The organism is Sporomusa acidovorans, assembly GCF_900101845.1.
Classification (GTDB): Bacteria; Bacillota; Negativicutes; order Sporomusales; family Sporomusaceae; genus Sporomusa; species Sporomusa acidovorans.
In genome coordinates this window covers 24,474-41,213 of sequence record NZ_FNAM01000020.1, presented here as the reverse complement: position 1 = coordinate 41,213, position 16,740 = coordinate 24,474, and the positions used below count along the sequence as shown (strand labels likewise).

Below are 16,740 nucleotides of genomic sequence, written 5' to 3'. Positions count from 1 at the left end.
AGAATATGGAAATCAGTACCGCCGCATTGGCCTCCATTATAGCGCTGGCCATTGTAGTTCTCATTTCCTGCTTTAAGGAAATGAATGTTGGCATCTTGGGTATTGCTTCAGCATTACTTGTGGGGATACTGTTCTCTGGTATGAAAGTTGCGGCTGTTTTCAAAGGCTGGCCGGTCGGCTTGTTCATGATTTTGATTGGCGTTACTTTTATGTTTGCTTGTGCTCAAGTTAACGGCACGATGGAAAAGTTTAGTGCCTACGCTGTTCGACTGGCAAAAGGCAATACAGCCTTGATTCCTATTATTCTGTTCCTGCTTATTACTATTGTTACAACAATTGGCCCTGGTAACATCGCCGCTACCGCCCTTATGGCGCCGGTCGCTATGGCTATTGCCGGCCGTATCGGTCTCCCGGCTTTTGCCATGACACTGTTAGTAGTAGGTGCAGCAAACGGTGCCGCATTCTCGCCGTTTGCCCCAACTGGTATTATCTCCAACGGCATTATCGCCAAGATGGCTCCAGGTCTTGGGATACCCGCCGGTCAACTTAATAGTTTAGCGTGGAAAGTTCATTTTAATTCAGAAATTGTTCAAGGTGTTGTAAATTTTGGCGGTTTCTTCTTATTGGGGGGGTTGGCTTGGATGCGCAAACAGCGCGGGTCATCGGCTCTTAATATTGATGAAATTGCGCCTAAGCCGGAACCCTTTAATTCAAAACAACTTGCCACTTTGGCTGGTATTGCTGCATTAGTGCTTTCCGTTATTGTTCTAAAATGGGACGTTGGTGCGGTCGCTTTCGGTATTGGTTCGATTTTTATGCTGTTTGGCATTGCGGATGACGCCAAGGCTGTTAAGGCGATGCCTTGGGGTGTAATCCTTATGGTTTGTGGCATGTCTGTCTTGATTGATATTATGGATCAAGCAGGCGGTCTCAATGCTTTGGTTAAAATGATTGCTGTTGTTTCGAATCCGACTACAGTTAATGGTGTGTTAGGCTTTATTACCGGCCTGATATCAGCCTATTCAAGTTCGTCTGGTGTGGTAATGCCGATGTTCCTGCCGATGGTTCCCGGCATTATTCAACAAATTGGTGGCGGTAACCCGGTAGCCCTTATTTCATCAATCAATATCGGCTCACATATTGTGGATACGTCACCGCTCTCAACTCTAGGTGCGCTTTGCATCGCTTGCGCTGCTAACCATGAAGATAAAGCAAAGCTGTTTAGAAACCTTATGCTTTGGGGATTGTCGATGGCAGTGGTAGGTGCGGTTGTTTGCTATGTAGCATTCGGAATCTTAGGGTTATAAAGTAGAATAAACAAGACGGGGGAGGCTTCTCCCTCTTCCGTCTTATTATTTTACGCTAGTTTCATACAAAAAATATCGAATTTTATCAAATTAAGAAGAAATATATCTTTTATTGTCGAATAAAACTTGTGCACTAAGGAAATGTATTTTTTTAAAAAAATCTATATTTTCAGAACAATGTAATTTGCGATATTGTTCTGAAACCAGTATTTTTTTCCGAAAGGGGGTATTGAGCCCAGCTTAGTGTGGAATATTATAAAAGACGCTTACAAGTTGCAGAAAATCACGAGCAAACGACTTTAGAACGCGAGGAGGAATAGTAAATGGAAATATCCATAGCAGCAATAATGTCGATGGTCGCTCTGGTCATTGTCGTAATCATTAGCTGTGTGAACGAAGATTTGAACGTAGGCTTCCTCAGCATTGGCTTTGCGATTATTGTCGGCGGCATCTGGGGTGGTCTAACTGGTGCGAAAGTCATGGGTTCGTTCCCACTTAGCTTATTTATGATTTTGGTTGGTGTCACCTTCCTATTTGGAATGGCGCAAACCAACGGAACTATGGAGAAATTAACATCGTATTCGGTGCGCCTTTGTAAGGGAAACACTGCTCTTATTCCGCTCATTGTTTATCTGCTAACGACTTTTGTCACAACAATCGGGCCTGGTAATATTGCAGGCTGCGCCCTGATGGCGCCTGTTGCGATGGCGATTGCTGCTCGTGTAGGAATGCCTGCTTTTTTGATGACTCTTATTGTGGTTGGTGCCGCAAACGGCGCAGCTTTTTCACCTTTTGCACCTACAGGTATTATTTCAAATGGAATTATTGCAAAAATGGCTCCCGGCTTAGGAATTTCGCCTGACCAACTCAACAGTTTAGCATGGAAGATTCATTTTAATTCTGAATTGGCACAGGGACTCGTTAATATTGGTGGTTTCTTTGTTCTGGGAGGCTGGGCCTGGATTCAAAAACAGCGCGGCACAAGTCTCGATATTGACGAATTGGCTCCTAAACCTGAGCCCTTTAATAAGCACCAATGGCTGACGTTAGCAATGGTATTTGTGTTGATTTTAATGGTGGTTCTTCCTGGTTTGCCAGCCATGAAGGGTTTCTTCAAAGCGAATGTCTGGCTTGCCAATATGCTCTCTAATGTCGGTTCCGTTGCTTTTGTTCTTTCCGGTATACTGATGCTTACAGGTTCTGGCGATAGTAAAGCTGCGGTTAAAGTAATGCCATGGGGCGTTATCATGATGGTGTGTGGTGTATCGGTGCTTATTGATGTAATGGATCAGGCCGGCGGGTTAAAAGCAATGGTTAAAATGATTGGGGCGATTTCGAATCCTATCAGTATCAACTTTTGGTTGGGTCTTATCCCCGGTATTATCTCGGCATATTCCAGTTCATCAGGGGTAGTTATGCCAATGTTCCTGCCAATGGTTCCCGGTTTGGTACAGGAAATTGGGGGGGGCAATCCAGTTGCGATGATTTCATCCATCAACATTGGCTCTCATCTTGTAGATACTTCCCCGCTTTCCACGTTAGGTGCACTGTGTATTGCCTGTGCCGGCGAGCATGAGGATAAAGCAAAATTATTCCGCAACCTCTTAATTTGGGGACTATCCATGTCAGTTGTCGGCGCTATTGTCTGCTATATTTTCTTCGGATTGCTCGGATTCTAATTGGTGGTACAAGCGTGGGCCGGGATATACCCGGCCTATTACTTTTTCTCTTATCTGCCCAATACAAATAGAGAAGATGTAACTGGCGAACTTTATATCAGCAAAACTAGCAGTTAATTCCCAAGCTAATGTAGGAATCTGGCAGTTACAAAGAGAATTATACTTGCTAGAATGAAATTTTGTTAAGAATGTAAGTATAATGGAGGATTCAAACAACTTGGAAAATTTGGTGGTGCGATCTGAGGCGGATAGAAAGAACTTGATTATTATGGCAATCGCCGTAACGGCTTTTGCAGCTCTTGTCATTTTCTCGTTATACAAATGGTTTGTGCTTGGTATTTTTCAGCCTTTGGAATTAATGGCGGAAGCGTTGGTCCTGCTTGTTTTGATTGAACGCATGTCTGCCCGCTACACCTACGCAATGGATAAAAAGGTAATCAGACTGACAAAATACGGGCTGCTGGGAAAAATAACCCACGAAGTTCCCTATCGCGATATCTTTGGAGTTTATCGCTATAAACCGCAATTAATCAGCGTTTTAAAGTTTCGGCGAACGTACCGTTTTAACTCGGCGCTTGACAGACGGGATGTTTGGACACTGGTCTATACAGCTCCGGGCTTCCGGGGAAAAATGGAGAATAGACGTTTTTATCTCAAGCCGGGTGATCAGTTATTGGCCGCACTGCGGGCAAAGTTACCCGAAAAAGTTATGCCGGAAGAACAGATTATAAAAGATGTGCTGACAAAAGCAGAAAAACAGGAACCGCGATAATGAAAATCCATTAGTTTAGTAGCTGTAACTATTACTCACCAATCTCTATAAGAATTCCAATAAATTCCTTCTGAACATTACAATATGTCTGTTTGGAAGGAATTTTTGCTGGAAACATGTAATTTAAAATTTTGTACAAAATTTCACAAAAAAACTATAGTATTTTTTCTTAAAATCTGCTATTGTAAATACAGTTAGAATTTTTAAAATATAGTGAAAGCCTATGAAACAGTTGTGAAAAAAGTAATTTATAGCAATTGTGCAGGTAAATATCCGTACTAAAGCGAATGTATTACAAGTTTAGATACACAATATGTAACCTAAAATTATCCATCAAGAAAGGGGGGATGGCATTGGAAAAGCAGCAAGAAGGCATAGTTTTGGAAGTGTTTGACGGATTGGCCAAAGTGAAAGCCAGCCGTCATAGTGATTGTGAAAACTGCGGCAGCTGCCCAGGCAATAAGGCTATAGTAGTGGAGGCGCTTAACCCTGTCGGTGCGCAGCAAGGCCAGCGGGTAGCCTTTGAAATAAAAGAAGTGAATATGCTAAAAGCCGCTTTTATTGTCTATATATTACCACTTATTGCTGCTGCTGCGGGAGTATTTGCCGGGACGTACCTGGCAGTCGCCCAGCAGGCGGCCGACTCACTCATGTATCAGATTGCCGGCGGGGTTGCTGCTTTTGGATTATCCATGCTTTATATTAAGTATTTTGATCGCAGTGCCAGGACCAACGATAATATGCGTCCAGTCATAACCCGCATTTTGTCATAGGCTGGCTTACCATAGCGATTAAATTGTACAAGCAAAAGGAGTGAAAATATGGCAAAAAGCTTTCGCGGGGGAGTTCATCCTGATGACCGCAAACGGTATACAGCTGCTAAACCAATAGAAGTGGCCCCTATACCGCAAAAAGTCATTATTCCTACCAGGCAGCATATTGGCGCGCCTTGCGCACCGGTAGTCAAGGTAGGTGATTTGGTCAAGAAGGGACAGGTCATAGCCGAGGCTCAGGCCTTTGTTGCCAGTCCTATCCATGCTTCAACTTCAGGTAAGGTAGTTGAAATTGCCGAATACCCTCATCCTGTCTTTGGCACTTGTCAAGCCGTAGTTATTGAAAGTGATGGTCAGGATGAGTGGGCTCCAGGATTACCGCTAAGCCGGGACTGGCAGTCCATGGACGCTAAAGAACTTAAAGAAATCGTACGGTTGGCGGGTCTTGTCGGTATGGGGGGTGCTACTTTTCCTACCCATGTAAAAATGTCGCCGCCGCCGGAAAAGCCTATTGATGCCTTTATTCTTAACGGAGCTGAATGCGAACCCTACCTGACAGCTGATCATCGGGTCATGCTAGAGCAAACCGGACGTATTGTTACCGGTATGAAAATTGCCATGAAGATTCTCGGTGTAAGCAAAGGGTTTGTTGGGATTGAAGAAAACAAACCGGATGCTATTGAAGTCATGCGTAAAGCCTGTACCGATGCCGGCATCGAAGTTGTGCCTCTTAAAACTAAATATCCGCAGGGTGCAGAAAAAACGCTAATTAAAGTAATTCTCGATAGAGAAGTGCCCTCAGGCGGACTGCCTATGGATGTTGGCGTCGTTGTACAAAATGTCGGCACTTTAGTGGCAATAGCTGATGCCGTAGAAAAAGGCATTCCGCTCATTGAGCGCGTCGCGACCGTTACCGGTGGTGCTATCGCGGAACCTAAAAATATTCTGCTAAGGATAGGGTCTACGTTTGCTCAAGCCGTAGCTATGTGCGGTGGATTTAAAGAACAACCGGTTAAGGTTATTATGGGCGGCCCGATGATGGGAATGGCGCAGCGTACATTGGATGTGCCTGTTATAAAAGGTACTTCCGGCATATTGACCCTGAGCGAAGCCGATGTCAACGTAGGGCCGGAGCGTCCGTGCATTCGCTGTGGCCGCTGTGTTGAGGCTTGTCCGATGGGGCTGATTCCCAGTATGTTAAGTATTCTTGGTGAACGGGGAGCGTATTCTGCCGCCAAGGAAGAGTACAATCTTTTAGATTGCGTCGAGTGCGGGTCCTGTGTCTATGCATGTCCGGCTAAACGCAATATTGTTCATTATATTAAATTGTCCAAAGCGCAAAACGCAGCAGCAGCGGCTGCGCAGAAAAAATAGGAGGTGGGCGGTATGAGTGCAGAAGTAAAACTTGACGTGGGTACATTGACAGTTTCGGCATCGCCGCACATCAGGTGCGATGAGTCAATTGCCAAGATTATGTGGGCGGTTAATCTGGCATTAGCGCCGGCAGCTCTTTTTTCGGTATATCGTTTTGGTATGCCGGCATTGACAACCATGATTCTTTGTATTGCTGTTGCCGTGGCAACAGAATATCTGATTCAAAAATGGCAAAACAAACCGATTACTATTAATGATGGCAGCGCATTTTTGACAGGCCTCTTACTGGCTATGAATATTCCCGCAACATTGCCATGGTATATGCCCGTTTTTGGCACGGTGGTAGCGATTGCTGTTGCCAAACATACGATGGGCGGTCTGGGTTACAACATTTTCAATCCGGCACTTGTAGGACGCGCCGTATTGCTGGCTTCCTGGCCGGTTGCCATGACCACCTGGCCGCAGATGGCAAGCAAAATTGACGGCGTTACTTCCGCTACCCCGTTAGGCATCTTGAAATTGCAAGGCTATGAGAAACTTGTTGAGATTTTTGGTGACAAGGTTACCATGTATCAATCGCTCTTTGTAGGTTCCCGCAGTGGCAGCATGGGAGAGACTTCGGCACTGCTTTTAATTTTAGGCGGCTTATTCCTTATTTATCGTGGGTACATCAACTGGCAGATTCCGGTATGTATGATTGGTACTGTGGGCGTTTTAACTGCAGTCTTCGGGCAGGATCCCATTATGCATATGATGTCAGGCGGACTCATTTTAGGTGCTTTCTTTATGGCTACTGATATGGTTACCATTCCTATTACGATAAAAGGTCAAATCATATTTGCCATCGGCGCTGGTATGCTTACTGTATTAATCCGGTTGCTTGGCGGTTATCCGGAGGGGGTTTGTTATGCAATATTGCTGATGAACTGCGTGACACCGCTGATTGACCTGTGGATTAAGCCTGCAAAATTTGGGGCAAGGAGGTAGTAACCATGGCACATGATGAACACACCCATGAGGATAAGAATAATAGCGTTTTTAAAATTGCTATGAATTTGGCGATTACCTGTTTTATTTCAGGAGCCATTATTGCTACTACTTTTGCTATCACCGAACCAGCTGCTGCTGAACAACGCGTCAAAGCTAAAAACGATGCCATGAGAGAACTGGTAAAAGATGCCGAATCATTTAACCCTATTGATGGCAAGGACGGTTGGTACGGTGCAATGAAAGGCGGTAAAGTCGTTGCCTATGTGGTGCCTGCCAGCAGCAAGGGATATGGCGGTGCTATTGAAATGCTGGCGGCCGTAACGCCCGACGGCAAAGCAATGGATTACAAAGTACTCAAGCATAATGAAACTCCCGGCTTAGGTGATAAAATGGTGGAACCTAAGTTCCGCAAGCAGTTTGCCAATAAAACTGCGAATGATATGGAAGTTGTAAAAGTTCCGACCGATAAGAACATCCAGGCGCTGACTGGCGCGACCATTACCTCCCGGGCCGTCACAAAAGGCATAAAAGAAGCTGTAGAAGCGGTTGCCGCTTATTCGGCTACCCAGAAGAAGTGAGGTGTGCGAATATGAATTATTGGGAAATATTTAAAAAAGGCATTTTTGAAATGAACCCCATATTCCGCCTTGCGTTAAGTCTTTGCCCGGCGCTGGCGGTTACCTCTACCGTATTTAATGCATTTGGTATGGGAATGTGCGTTTTAGTAGTTATAACAGCAAATAATGTTGTTGTTTCCATCATCAAGAAATTAGTTAACCCCAAGGTTCGTGTACCTGTATTTATTACCATCATTGCAACAATTGTTACATTAATTATTCTGACATTGGAGGCATATTTCCCTGCCGTTTATAGGGAATTGGGACTGTACCTTGAATTGATCGTTGTGTTTGCCATAATCTTGGCCAGAGCAGAAGTATTCGCTATGAAAAACGGCGTAATTCCTTCTTTCTTTGATGGGTTGGGTATGGGAGCCGGTTTTACAGTAGCGATGCTGTTTATCGGTGTTGTACGCGAACTATTTGGCACGGGGATGCTTTTGGGAGGCACTTCCCTTGCATTCCACGTATTTCCCGAGTCTTATAATGGTCCGATGATTATGATCCTTGCGCCTGGCGCATTCCTGGCAATCGGCTTAATGATCGGTATGTTTAACGTTATTGGCGAATATCAGGATAAACAAGCCGCAAAGGCCAAAGCTCAAGCAAAGGCCAGCCAGCAACTTGCAGTGCAGAGGAGTGAAGCTGTATGATGGAGTATTTTACCTTGTTTATGGGTGCGGTAATCGTTAATAACTTTGTACTGACCAGGTTTCTGGGTTTGTGTATTTTCTTCGGTGTTTCCAAAAGTTTAAATGCTTCTATCGGGATGGGCATGGCTGTAGCTTCCATTCTTACCGTATCATCGGCTCTCGCCTGGGTGGTTTACAATTTTGTTTTGATCCCCTATGATCTGGTATTCTTAAAAATTGTCGTTTTTGTTGTGCTGATAGCTTGCTTTGTGCAGTTTTTAGAAATTGCAATTAAGCGGTTCGCCCCTGCTTTATATGAAATGTGGGGTATTTACCTTGTTTTAATTGCAACTAACTGTGTCGTTTTGGGTGTACCACTAATTAACGCATCTGCAAATTACAATTTCCTTAAGAGTGTAGTCAATGCGTTTGGTTCCGGGACCGGTTTTGCCCTGGCAATTATTCTCATGGCCAGTTTGCGTGAGAAACTGCAGTATGCTGATGTGCCCAAATCGTTGCAAGGCCTAGGGATTGCCTTCATATTGGCAGGTATGCTTGCGTTGTCCTTCTTAGGTTTTTCAGGCATGATTCCGTTATAATGCTGGTATTGAAAGGGGCGTGGGAGTTAAATGGAACATTCGCTTGTTCAACATTCCATAATAATCCTTGTCATTATGACAAGTCTGGGTGTTATTTTTGGCTTAGTTCTCGCTTATGCGAATAAAAAACTGGCTATTGAGGTTAATCCGCTGATTCACGTTGTTGAAGATGTATTGCCTAAGGGACAATGTGGGGCCTGTGGCTTTGCCGGCTGTATGGCCTATGCTGAGGCGGTAGTAACGAATCCTGATGTACCGCCTAATTTATGTATTCCTGGCAAAGCTGCGGTAGCTAAGCTGGTTGGTCAACTAACTGGCAAGGCGGCGGCTGAGGTTGAGCCGCGCATTGCTCAAGTTCGTTGTGCCGGCAGCCGTGCTAAGGCAGTTAAAGCCAATGAATATCAAGGTGTTCAGGATTGTGTCGCTGCTAACCTGTTGTTCGGCGGCCCCAAAAGCTGTAAATATGGCTGTCTAGGCTTGGGAACTTGTGTAAAAGCTTGCCCATTTGGGGCGATGACCATGAGTGAAGATGGTTTGCCGGTTATTGATCCGGATAAATGTACCGGCTGCGGCAAATGTGAGACTCTCTGTCCGAAAAGCGTTATTACTATGATGCCGATCGGAGCTCATGTCCGGGTTAACTGCAATTCACACGATAAAGGCGCTGTGGCTAAAAAAGCTTGCAGTTCTGCCTGCATTGGCTGCACATTATGCATGAAGGAATGCCCGCACGGTGCCATTAAGATGGATAAGAATCTGGCTGTTGTTGATGCTAAAGTGTGTATGGAAAAATGTACGAACCCTGTTTGTTTAGCTAAATGTCCGACAAAAGCTATTAAACAGGCCGTGCTCGGCGTAGTGCCTGGCAGCGAGGACACAGTAGCTTAATAAGAATTTTCCCGGTAAAAAGAGGAGGGGAAAACCCTCCTCTTTTATTATGGGTTTGTGTTAATTTTTAGCCGGGTATTAATTGCATTAACCTATATTTTAATGTAAAATATAATAGAATGTGAGCAGGGTGGCAAACTAATGTTGACAAAAGCTGACAAATGGCTGATTGTTGCACTAACAACACTATCAATCACAGGTATTGGTTTAAACCTGCATTATATGTCAAGTGTTAGTGGTCAAGCACGCAGCATTGTGGTAACTGTTGCTGGTAAAACAGTTAAGACTTTTCCGTTACGTCAGGGTTATGTAGGAGAATATAGAATTGACGGGCATGATGGCTATAATATTATTGAATATCAGGGTGGCCGCGTGCGCATGAAGGAAGCGGATTGTCCTGACCAAATCTGTGTGCAACAAGGCTGGATAAGCATTCCGCCGCAGCAAATTGTATGTTTGCCTAATCGCGTTGTTGTAAAAGTGATATCAGACAACCCTGCTGATATTGATGATATTGTGAGGTAGCTGTGGGTAAAACAAAACGTCTGGTTGTATTAGCTTTGCTAGTCGCTATGGCAGCTACTCTTCATGTAGTGGAAAGCCAGTTGCCACTTCCGGTACCGATACCCGGTGCCAAGCTAGGTCTGGCCAACGCCATTTCATTGCTTGCCATTGTTATGCTTGGCTGGCGGGATGCTGTTTATGTCGCTGTTGCCCGCATTCTGTTAGGCTCTTTGTTTGGTGGTTCATTGTTGGGGCCGGCCTTTATTATGAGTATGGGTGGAGCATTTGCAAGCATTTTTAGTATGGTTTATATCTGCAATCATTACTTAGGGTTATTTTCGCTGGCTGGCGTCAGTTTATTTGGCGCAGCTATCCATAATATTACCCAAGTAGTTTTGGCAGCTATCCTAGTTCATAGTGCAGGGTTGCTTTGGTATGCGCCATATTTGCTTATATTCGCTATTCCAACAGGCCTGTTTACTGGTTTGGCGGCTAACTATTGTCTAGCTAAAGTACCTGAAAAATATGGGCTCAAGTTTAGGAATATAGAGTAAGTGAGAATGGCTAAGGCTTCTGCCTGCGTCCTGAAGGACTTGGCACAAGCCAAGTCTTTTCTTATTTTCGTCCCAAGGAGGGGAGTAAAATGGGAGCTGGCACGAGAAGAACCAGTTCTGCCGGTAAAAGTATGGGAATGATGGTGTTATTTTTAGTTACGGGAGCCATAGTCGGCGGTATTTTAGGCGAACTTGCCGCCAGTTCCAGTTTGCTGTCAGGAGTCGCGCCTTATCTTATCAAGCCATTCCCGGTATTTGATTTGCCGCCGGTAGCGATTAATCTGTATGTGATTAAATTCGTTATTGGTTTTGCTTTATATCCCAATTTGATGAGTGTACTGGGAATCATTGCCGCTATTCTACTTTTTAGACGTTTCTAGGAGGAAAAATGGGTTATGAAAATAATCTTAGCGTCAGCATCACCGAGACGGCGGCACCTTTTGGAATTAATTGGCCTTGATTTTGCAGTAGAAGTCAGCGAATTTGAAGAAGATAATACTAAAGACATGCGCCCTGAGGAACTGGCGATGGTCCAGGCGATGAATAAAGCAATTGATGTCAGTAAGAGAATTGCTTCTGAAAATGCCGTTGTTATTGGTGCCGATACGATTGTTGTTATTGATGGCAGGGTATTTGGTAAACCCCAAGATTATCATGACGCAGTTCAAATGCTGACTGTCCTTGCCGGGCGTGAACATATTGTGATTTCCGGAGTGGCAGTAGTTAAGGGTAAGCAAGTTGTTAGCGGTTATAGTACAACTAGCGTTAAGTTCAGACCCTTGTCACTGGCCCAAATAAAACGGTATGTTGATACCGGTGAACCGCTGGATAAGGCAGGGGCATATGCTATTCAGGGGCGGGGCGCTTTATTGGTTGAGGGGATTACCGGTTGTTACAATAATGTTGTAGGTTTGCCTCTCGTCAAACTTTCTGAACTGCTTGAACAAGTAGGAGTGCAGTTATTATGACTATGGACAAGCAGTTAATGATGAAAGAACTGCCAGCGGCGGAAAGACCACGGGAAAAATTGCTGGCAAAAGGTGCGCAAGCATTAAGCAATGCTGAGTTATTAGCGATACTTCTCCGCACTGGCACAAAAAATATACCAGTTAACCGGCTTGCTGAGCAACTTTTGGCTAAATATGAATTAGCGGGGCTTGCCAGCATATCACCGCCTGAATTAAGTAAAACTACCGGTATCGGCTTAGTTAAAGCAGTGACTTTGGTTGCCGGTATTGAATTAGGGCGTCGCTTAAACCAGCGGGAACCGGGTCAACGACCCATTATTCGCAGTCCTCAAGATGCTGCTGATTTAGTAATGCCCGAGCTGAGGTATCAAACAAAAGAACATTTTATGGCATTGCTTTTATCGACCAAAAATCATGTTATTGCCCGGGCAATTATCTCTGTCGGCAGCTTAAATGCATCGATTGTTCATCCGCGGGAATTGTTCCGTGAAGCCATTAGTTATAGTGCGGCTGCTGTTATTTTGGTACATAATCATCCAAGTGGTGATCCAACACCAAGTCAGGAAGACATTAGCCTTACAAAGCAATTGGTAGAAGCAGGAAATTTGCTTGCTATTTTCGTACTTGACCATGTAATAATTGGTGACGGTAAGTATGTTAGTTTTAAGGAAAAGGGAATAATATAATAGGTTGTAAATGAAAGGGGTTAAAGTCTATGCTGAATTTATTTGGCTCACTGTCGCGTGACATGGGTATAGACCTGGGTACTGCCAATACATTAGTCCATGTGAAGGGCAGGGGGATTGTGTTAAGAGAGCCGTCAGTTGTAGCTATTCAGCGTGATACTGGCGAAGTTTTGGCTGTTGGTGAAGAAGCTAAGCAAATGATTGGCCGCACACCAGGAAATATTGTGGCCATCCGTCCACTTAAAGACGGTGTTATAGCCGATTTTGACGTAACGCAGGCAATGCTTAAATACTTTATTAGAAAAGCAATGGATTCAAAGTCTTTTATTCGGCCCCGGGTTGTCGTCGGTGTTCCTTCCGGGGTAACGGAGGTTGAAAAAAGGGCAGTTATTGATGCGACAATCCAGGCCGGAGCCAGAGAAGCCTATTTGATTGAAGAACCAATGGCGGCTGCTATCGGCGCCGGGTTGCCTGTACATGAACCAACCGGTAATATGGTTGTTGATATTGGTGGTGGCACTACCGAGGTAGCAGTTATCTCATTAGGGGGCATTGTTACCAGCCGTTCGATTCGCATTGGCGGGGACGAGATGGATGAGGCCATTGTTCAGTATATCAAACGGACTTATAATTTAATGATTGGCGAACGGACAGCCGAAGAAGTAAAGATTAAAATTGGCTCAGCCATATTGCTTAAGGCGGACGAACAGTTTGATGTTCGTGGCCGTGATTTGGTGACCGGGTTGCCCAAAACCTTGACAATCAAAGCAAGTGAAGTGCAATTAGCGCTCAGTGAGCCGGTTGCGGGAATTATTGAAGCAGTAAAAGTAACTCTGGAAAAAACACCACCGGAATTAGCCTCAGATATTATGGACCGGGGGATTGTCATGACCGGTGGCGGGTCTTTGCTGCGAGGGCTGGATATTCTGCTCAACAAGGAAACGGGTATGCCGGTGCATATTGCGGAAGATGCTCTGTCTTGTGTGGCGGCAGGTACTGGCGGCGCTTTAGAAAGTATTGATTTATTAAAACGGGTACTTATGACTCCCAAAAAACTTAATTAAGGTAAGGAAGGGGCCCAGAAAGTGCGATTCATTCACAAAAAGGCGGTTATCCTCATAGTGGCGGTGTTAACCGTCTTTTTGCTGGCAACTACAATTGCCCAGGGAAAATATCGGTTTGTTTTTATGGAACATGTAGTAACTACATTATTAACGCCAGTTGAATATGTGTTGGGGAAAATTGGTTATGGAATACGCCATGCTGGTTCTTTTACCAGTGACATAATGACTGTATATCGCGATAATCAGGCACTTCAAGCTGAAATAGCGGAACTCCGCCAAAATAATGTTAATACGACTGAAATTCTGGCTGAGAATGCAAGACTGCGGGCCATGCTAGATTATAAAAAAGGGGCTCCGCAGTTTGATTTTGTTACTGCACAAGTTATTGCCCGTGATCCGGGAACATGGACAAGCATTATTATGATAAACAGAGGTGCCTCAGACGGAATTGCCAAGGATATGACGGTAGTAACGGCGCAGGGACTTGTTGGTAATGTTATCAGTGTGTATAATAATTCAGCCAAAGTACAGCTAATTTTAGACCCGCGGAGTGCTGTCGGCTGCCTGGTGCAGCGGCCGGAGTCGCGGGTAGCTGGTATTGTTGAAGGAAGTTCCGCTAATCAACAGACACCCCATATGGTGAATATTGCCCGGGACGCTGATATTATCAAAGGGGATAAAATTATTACTTCCGGCTTTGGCGGAATATTTCCTAAGGGGCTGTTGGTTGGCGAGGTTCTCGACATCGTCAATGATGAAGGCGGATTGTTAAAGTATGCTGTCTTGAAGCCTGCTGTTGATTTTGATAGACTGGAAGAGGTTCTGGTTATTGTGCGTTCACGTGAACCATTGCCAGAGGCGGTTACGCCGGCCGTTCCAGGAAAAGCGATGCAGCCGGGACAGCAGCAGCCTATTCAGCCGAAAGGGGCAGGCCGATGAGAACAACACTTGTCTGGATCGGATTGCTGCTTGTTACTGTTGCTGTTCAGGCCGTTTTACTACCATTTATATTTACCCCCGGGACTAAGCCGGATATACTATTGATTATCGTGGTGGCGTGTGGCTTGCTGGCTGGTAAGGAACGAGCTATCGGCATAGGTTTTTTTGCCGGACTGCTTCAGGATTTTGCCTCAGGCAATGTCTTTGGACTAAATACGCTGTCGAAAATGGCAACAGGTTATACGGCGGGCTTGTTTGAACGTAAAGTGTTTAAAGAGAGCATCCTGTTGCCGGTTTTAGCGATAGTTCTAGCCGCTTTGTTTAATAATGTGCTGATGCAGGCATTACTTTTTATTTTGGGGTATAAGGTTGCAATGATATCTACTTTTAGTTATCAGGTATTGCTTTCCCTCGGGTATAATATTTTATTTTGTATACCGGTTCACCGACTGGTATACCGGATTACATTTGGTAATAACAGTCAATTTTAACTGGATTTGATTTTGAAGAAAGGAGGTTGCCGTATGCTTGTGAAACGATCGAATGGCCGGCTGGAAGTGTTGGGCCTGATCATTGTAGTTATATTTTTTGTTCTGGTAAGCCGTCTCGGCTATTTACAAATGGCACAAGGTCAATACTATGGTCGTCTTGCCGACGGCAACCGGATCAGACTGATTCCCATTATGGCTCCTCGCGGCATTTTTTATGATCGCAATGGCGTAACACTCGTGTCCAACCGTCCTGGCTTTACCGTATCGGTATTGCCGATAACGGGCCCTGTTCCCGAAGAGGCAGTGCTTAAACTTGCCACTATCCTCGGAATGAACGTGGAAGAAATAAAAGGCAAGCTGGCACAGCATAACGGCTCTTTTGAGCCTATCAGAGTCAAAACTGACGTCGGGCCGGATATTGTAACCAAAATTGAAGAACGACGCTCAGAATTGCCGGGAGTAGTTATTGAGATTCAACCACTTAGAAATTACGTTAACAATGAATTAGGAGCTCACATATTTGGTTATGTAAGTGAAATTAACGACGTTGAACTGGAAAATCGTAAGGCAGATGGGTATAAACCCGGAGATATTGTTGGTAAGTTTGGTTTGGAAAAATTATATGATAAGGAAATTCGCGGTGCTGACGGCGGCAACCAGGTTGAGGTTGACGTTAATGGCCGTCCTATACAGGTAATTGGCAAAAAGGATCCGATCCCGGGGCATAATTTAATATTAACAATTGATGCAAGAATTCAAAAAGCAACGGAAGCCGCGCTGGACGAACAGCTAGCCAACCTTACAACCAAAGCAGCGGCTGCTGTTGTCCTCAATCCTAAGACAGGTGAAGTTCTGGCAATGGTGAGCCGGCCAGCCTTTAACCCCAATTTGTTTAATGGGGGAATTTCTTCGAAGGATTGGAAACAACTCAATGATAACCCCTTCCATCCTATGGATAACAAGGCTATTGCCGGCGAATATCCACCCGGGTCAACTTTTAAGATTATTACGGGTACTGCAGCTTTGGAGCTTGGCAAGGTAACCCCGGAAGAGAAAATACTTGATACCGGGACTCACTGGATTATTCCTAAGGGCAATTCTGAAGGAGAGGCTTTAGGCTGGATCAATTTTCGGGAAGCATTATCCAAGTCGGACAATGTATATTTTTATGAAATGGGTAATCGTTTAGGTATTGATAATTTAGAAAAATATGCGCGCATGTTTGGTCTGGGGGCTGTTACCGGCATTAATTTGCCCGGAGAATCCGACGGGCTGGTAGCTAATCGCCGCTATAAAGAAAAAGCATATGGCGAAGAATGGTATTTATCGGAGACCTTTGACGCGGCAATTGGGCAGGGATTTCAACTGGCAACGCCCCTGCAAATGGCTGTGGTCATGAGTGAAGTCGCTAATGGCGGTCATCGCTATAAACCCAACCTTGTCAGCCGGATAACTAGTCCTAATGGTGAAGTCATAAAAACATTTACTCCGGAAGAGGTAGGAAGTGTAACCATTACTGAGGGTACGTTAACGCTTATTCGTGAAGCGTTGCGCGAGGTAGCACAGCCAGGCGGTACAGCCGCCGCTGCTTTTCAGGATTTTCCGGTTACGATTGCCGGAAAAACCGGTACGGCAGAAAATCCACATGGAAAAGATCATGGCTGGTTTGTTGCCTATGGGCCTTATGAGGATCCACGAGTTACAGTAGCTGTCATTGTCGAACAGGGCGGGTTTGGATCTACCTCTGCTGTGCCTATTGCTAAAAAGATTTTAGAAGCTGCTTTTAATATTAATCAGCCACCTTCTGAATCAGCAAAAATTTATCGGCCCCACACAGCTTTATAACGTTAATTTTATAACAACGGAGTCAGGTTGAAGAAGCCTGACTCCGTTTTATTTAAAA

The 16,740-nt window shown here is 44.8% G+C and carries 19 protein-coding genes; all 19 read left to right on the top strand.

Annotated elements, in window-relative coordinates; genetic code table 11:
• The first annotated feature begins 5 nt into the window (after positions 1–5).
• The 19 genes from BLR65_RS14645 to mrdA all read left to right on the top strand — a co-directional run bounded on the left by BLR65_RS14645 (position 6) and on the right by mrdA (position 16,682).
• Positions 6–1,307, top strand: a complete 1,302-nt coding sequence (locus tag BLR65_RS14645; protein ID WP_093794934.1) for an SLC13 family permease — start codon at positions 6–8, stop codon at positions 1,305–1,307.
• A 323-nt stretch (positions 1,308–1,630) separates the two neighbouring features.
• Positions 1,631–2,986, top strand: a complete 1,356-nt coding sequence (locus BLR65_RS14640; RefSeq protein ID WP_093794933.1) for an SLC13 family permease — start codon at positions 1,631–1,633, stop codon at positions 2,984–2,986.
• Between the two features lie 217 nt (positions 2,987–3,203).
• Positions 3,204–3,758 (top strand): hypothetical protein, encoded by a 555-nt coding sequence (locus BLR65_RS14635; protein ID WP_093794932.1) that lies wholly within the window; start codon positions 3,204–3,206, stop codon positions 3,756–3,758.
• Between the two features lie 347 nt (positions 3,759–4,105).
• The gene (locus BLR65_RS14630) at positions 4,106–4,531 is read left to right on the top strand and encodes a SoxR reducing system RseC family protein (RefSeq protein ID WP_245692804.1); all 426 of its coding nucleotides are present in this window, start codon (positions 4,106–4,108) and stop codon (positions 4,529–4,531) included.
• Positions 4,532–4,579: 48 nt separating this feature from the next.
• Positions 4,580–5,905: an electron transport complex subunit RsxC gene (rsxC, locus tag BLR65_RS14625; protein ID WP_093794930.1), complete on the top strand. Its 1,326-nt coding sequence runs from the start codon at positions 4,580–4,582 to the stop codon at positions 5,903–5,905.
• 12 nt (positions 5,906–5,917) lie between these two features.
• On the top strand, positions 5,918–6,892 hold the full coding sequence (locus BLR65_RS14620; RefSeq protein WP_093794929.1) for an RnfABCDGE type electron transport complex subunit D: 975 nt from the start codon (positions 5,918–5,920) through the stop codon (positions 6,890–6,892).
• A 5-nt stretch (positions 6,893–6,897) separates the two neighbouring features.
• Positions 6,898–7,473, top strand: coding sequence for an RnfABCDGE type electron transport complex subunit G (locus BLR65_RS14615; protein WP_093794928.1), 576 nt, complete (start codon positions 6,898–6,900; stop codon positions 7,471–7,473).
• A gap of 11 nt (positions 7,474–7,484) precedes the next feature.
• Complete coding sequence (gene rsxE, locus BLR65_RS14610; protein ID WP_093794927.1) at positions 7,485–8,165, top strand: electron transport complex subunit RsxE; 681 nt, start codon at positions 7,485–7,487, stop codon at positions 8,163–8,165.
• Positions 8,162–8,743 (top strand): electron transport complex protein RnfA, encoded by a 582-nt coding sequence (locus BLR65_RS14605; RefSeq protein ID WP_093794926.1) that lies wholly within the window; start codon positions 8,162–8,164, stop codon positions 8,741–8,743. The genes rsxE and BLR65_RS14605 overlap by 4 nt, the downstream gene beginning before the upstream one ends.
• 30 nt (positions 8,744–8,773) lie before the next feature.
• A complete protein-coding gene (rnfB, locus tag BLR65_RS14600) occupies positions 8,774–9,631 on the top strand; it encodes an RnfABCDGE type electron transport complex subunit B (protein ID WP_093794925.1) in 858 nt (285 codons plus the stop codon).
• 141 nt (positions 9,632–9,772) lie between these two features.
• Positions 9,773–10,156, top strand: a complete 384-nt coding sequence (locus BLR65_RS14595; RefSeq protein ID WP_093794924.1) for a NusG domain II-containing protein — start codon at positions 9,773–9,775, stop codon at positions 10,154–10,156.
• A gap of 2 nt (positions 10,157–10,158) precedes the next feature.
• Entirely contained in the window at positions 10,159–10,689 is a 531-nt protein-coding gene (locus BLR65_RS14590; protein WP_093794923.1) for a Gx transporter family protein, read from the top strand.
• Positions 10,690–10,778: 89 nt separating this feature from the next.
• Complete coding sequence (locus BLR65_RS14585) at positions 10,779–11,069, top strand: DUF4321 domain-containing protein (RefSeq protein ID WP_245692802.1); 291 nt, start codon at positions 10,779–10,781, stop codon at positions 11,067–11,069.
• Positions 11,070–11,084: 15 nt separating this feature from the next.
• Complete coding sequence (locus BLR65_RS14580) at positions 11,085–11,657, top strand: Maf family protein (RefSeq protein WP_093794922.1); 573 nt, start codon at positions 11,085–11,087, stop codon at positions 11,655–11,657.
• Positions 11,654–12,343, top strand: a complete 690-nt coding sequence (gene radC / locus BLR65_RS14575) for a RadC family protein (RefSeq protein ID WP_093794921.1) — start codon at positions 11,654–11,656, stop codon at positions 12,341–12,343. Before BLR65_RS14580 ends, radC begins: the two co-directional genes overlap by 4 nt.
• 29 nt (positions 12,344–12,372) lie before the next feature.
• Complete coding sequence (locus BLR65_RS14570) at positions 12,373–13,407, top strand: rod shape-determining protein (protein WP_093794920.1); 1,035 nt, start codon at positions 12,373–12,375, stop codon at positions 13,405–13,407.
• Between the two features lie 21 nt (positions 13,408–13,428).
• Positions 13,429–14,346 carry a rod shape-determining protein MreC gene (mreC, locus tag BLR65_RS14565; RefSeq protein ID WP_093794919.1) on the top strand — a complete coding sequence of 306 codons (918 nt, stop codon included), beginning with the start codon at positions 13,429–13,431 and terminating at the stop codon, positions 14,344–14,346.
• Positions 14,343–14,837, top strand: a complete 495-nt coding sequence (gene mreD, locus BLR65_RS14560; protein WP_093794918.1) for a rod shape-determining protein MreD — start codon at positions 14,343–14,345, stop codon at positions 14,835–14,837. Before mreC ends, mreD begins: the two co-directional genes overlap by 4 nt.
• Positions 14,838–14,870: 33 nt before the next feature.
• On the top strand, positions 14,871–16,682 hold the full coding sequence (gene mrdA, locus BLR65_RS14555) for a penicillin-binding protein 2 (protein WP_093794917.1): 1,812 nt from the start codon (positions 14,871–14,873) through the stop codon (positions 16,680–16,682).
• Positions 16,683–16,740: the final 58 nt, after the last annotated feature.